Source organism: Bacillus sp. 05T31, assembly GCF_056396725.1.
The window spans coordinates 1-3061 of the sequence record NZ_JBFTMA010000549.1 but is presented as its reverse complement, the minus strand read 5'-3'; the positions used below and the strand labels follow the sequence as shown (position 1 = coordinate 3061).

The following is a 3061-nucleotide window of genomic DNA, read 5'->3' as shown; positions in this document are numbered from 1 at the left end:
CGACGGTACTTTAGCAATTAAAGATGTTAAATTAGCGACAAAGTACAGCATTACAGATGCAAAAGGTGATAATGCTGGTGAAGATTTTGGTAAGCACATTAAAGTAAAATTCCTTTGGAACTGGGATAAACAAAGTGAGCCTGTATATGAAACAACTTTAGCGGATTTACAAAATGCTGATCCAGATCTTTTAGCTAAAGACATCTTTGCTCCTGAGTGGGGAGAAAAGGGTGGCTTAGAAGCTGGAACAGAAGACTATCTATGGGTACAATTTGTATTCGAAGATGATGGTAAAGATCAAAACAAATTCCAAGGCGATTCATTGAACTTAGAATGGACATTCAATGCTAACCAAACAGATGGCGAAGAAAAATAATAAATAAAAAAAGCGGGGATTTCCCCGCTTTTTTTTATAAAGAAAAAAAGAAGTGCCCGTTTTAAGCACTCTTTCATATGTATTATTGTTGATTTTTCTTCCATTGTGTAAATTCGAGAAATTCACGAAACTGTTCTTTTGAGACACCAGAGCTCATCGCATCTTTAACGAGCTGTGTCCATTCGGAGTCTAGATGACTTTCCGTTGTTGTTTCATCGTGAAGTAAAGTATCAACTGGAATTTGTAGAACAGCTGCAATTTTTTCAAGAAACTGAATAGAAGGGTTTTTTTGTAAATTCCGTTCTATAGAACTAATGTAAGATTTAGCGACACCAGCTTTTTCGGCGAGTTCTGTTAATGAAATGCCTTTTTGTAAACGAAGGCGTTTTATACGTTCTCCTATCATATTTGCGCACCTTTCTATCAATATGTAGTCGTCTTATGATGTGATTATTATAACATAAACTTCGTTAAAAAGAACGAGGCTATTGAGCCTGGCTCGTATGCTTCATACGTTGAAAAAAGTGTTCAATATCTTGCAGGGCAATGCCAGCATCTAGAGCTTCAAGTATTAAATCAATCCATTCTTGATCTAGTGAGTCAGCCTTATCTTTGTACAAATGTAATTCCTCCCTAATTAGTGGTCATAATTGCTGCTACAGAATATATGATAATGCAATCGGATTTTGTATTTTATATAGTGAATTATCAAATATTTTGTAGATGAAACAAAGATAAAATCCCCATTAAATTCCCTCTATGGCGATTATAAAGTTTCTGACAAATATTTTCAATATTTTCTGAAAACATTGTTGAATTGTGATATATTCGTATACTAACTATGAAATTTTTACAAATATATTAAAAAAATTACATAATATAACTAAATATTGAAAATATATTGAATTTTTAATAATATAAAGTATGTAATACATATTTTATATTAGGGGAGGCAATAAGGGATGAAAAAGAAACCATTTAAAGTGTTATCATCAATTGCTTTGACAGCTGTTCTAGGCTTGTCGTTTGGTGCTGGAAGCCAGTCTGTATACGCTGAAACGCCGGAGAACAAGACAGCTACAAGTCCAGTTGATGATCACTTAATCCCAGAAGAGAGATTAGCAAATGCGCTAAAAAATCGTGGGGTAATTGATTCGTCAGCTTCAGAGACAGAAACAAAGAAAGCTGTCGAAAAGTATGTAGAGAAGAAGAAGGGTGAAAATCCTGGGAAAGAAGCGRCAAATGGGGACCAACTTACGAAAGATGCATCTGACTTTTTAAAGAAAGTGAAAGATGCGAAAGCAGAMACGAAAGAAAAGTTAGACAAACCRGCAACAGGGACACCTGCAGCGACAGGCCCAGTTAAAGGCGGTCTAAATGGTAAAGTACCAACTTCTCCAGCAAAGCAAAAAGAATATAACGGTGAAGTTCGAAAGGATAAAGTACTCGTTTTACTTGTAGAGTATGCTGATTTCAAGCATAACAATATTGATAAAGAACCTGGCTACATGTATTCTAACGATTTTAACAAAGAACACTATGAAAAAATGTTATTCGGTGATGAGCCATTCGCGTTAGAGGATGGAAGCAAAATCGAAACGTTTAAACAATATTACGAAGAGCAATCTGGTGGTAGCTACACAGTGGACGGAACAGTTACAAAATGGTTAACGGTTCCTGGTAAAGCAGCTGATTATGGTGCTGATGCTGGTACAGGTCATGATAATAAAGGACCAAAAGGACCACGTGATCTAGTAAAAGATGCATTAAAAGCAGCTGTAGATAGCGGCCTTGATTTATCACAGTTTGATCAGTTCGATCAATACGATGTAAATGGTGATGGAAATCAAAATCAACCGGACGGTTTAATCGATCACTTAATGATTATTCATGCGGGTGTTGGACAAGAAGCWGGYGGYGGTAAATTAGGTGATGATGCRATTTGGTCACATCGCTGGACAGTTGGACCAAAACCATTCGCAATTGAAGGTACACAAGCGAAAGTTCCATATTGGGGAGGAAAGATGGCAGCATTCGACTACACAATTGAACCAGAAGATGGCGCAGTTGGTGTATTCGCACATGAATATGGCCATGATTTAGGTCTTCCGGATGAGTATGATACACAATATAGCGGTGATGGTGAGCCGGTTGAAGCTTGGTCTATTATGAGTGGCGGTAGCTGGGCTGGTAAAATTGCTGGAACAACACCAACGAGTTTCTCACCACAAAATAAAGAGTTTTTCCAAAAAACAATAGGTGGTAACTGGGCAAATATCGTAGAAGTAGATTACGAGAAATTAAATAAAGGTATCGGTCTAGCAACATACTTAGACCAAAGTGTTACGAAGTCAGATCGTCCAGGTCTGATTCGTGTTAACTTACCAGATAAAGATGTAAAAGGAATTCAGCCTGCATTTGGTAAACAGTATTACTACAGCACAAAAGGTGACGATCTTCATACAAAGATGGAAACACCGCTGTTCGATTTAACAAATGCAACGAATGCGAAATTTGATTTCAAGTCATTGTATGAAATTGAAGCAGAGTACGATTTCCTTGAAGTACACGCTGTAACAGAAGACGGTCAACAAACGTTAATTGAAAGACTTGGTGAGAAAGCAAATCATGGAAATGCAGCTACAACAGATGGAAAATGGATTGATAAATCATATGATTTAAGTC

Annotated in this window: 3 protein-coding genes and 1 pseudogene; 2 read left to right on the top strand and 2 right to left on the bottom strand. The window is 36.9% G+C overall.

Features of this window, described 5'->3' with window-relative positions; genetic code table 11:
• Positions 1-376 (top strand): annotated as a pseudogene (calY, locus tag AC1DJR_RS23935) (biofilm matrix protein CalY); the annotation flags it as partial.
• A gap of 82 nt (positions 377-458) precedes the next feature.
• Here the strand turns inward: calY and AC1DJR_RS23930 are convergent.
• Positions 459-782 (bottom strand): helix-turn-helix domain-containing protein, encoded by a 324-nt coding sequence (locus tag AC1DJR_RS23930; RefSeq protein ID WP_002011473.1) that lies wholly within the window; start codon positions 780-782, stop codon positions 459-461.
• Positions 783-861: 79 nt separating this feature from the next.
• Positions 862-996, bottom strand: coding sequence for an anti-repressor SinI family protein (locus AC1DJR_RS23925; protein ID WP_002011474.1), 135 nt, complete (start codon positions 994-996; stop codon positions 862-864).
• A 342-nt stretch (positions 997-1338) separates the two neighbouring features.
• Here AC1DJR_RS23925 and AC1DJR_RS23920 point away from each other — a divergent pair.
• A partial coding sequence (locus tag AC1DJR_RS23920; protein ID WP_477003668.1) for an immune inhibitor A domain-containing protein occupies positions 1339-3061 on the top strand: 1723 nt, incomplete at its 3' end.

Bases quoted from the DNA above. Each gene is read 5' to 3' on its own strand.
- AC1DJR_RS23930 (WP_002011473.1), bottom strand. From the start codon at position 782: ATGATAGGAGAACGTATAAAACGCCTTCGTTTACAAAAAGGCATTTCA.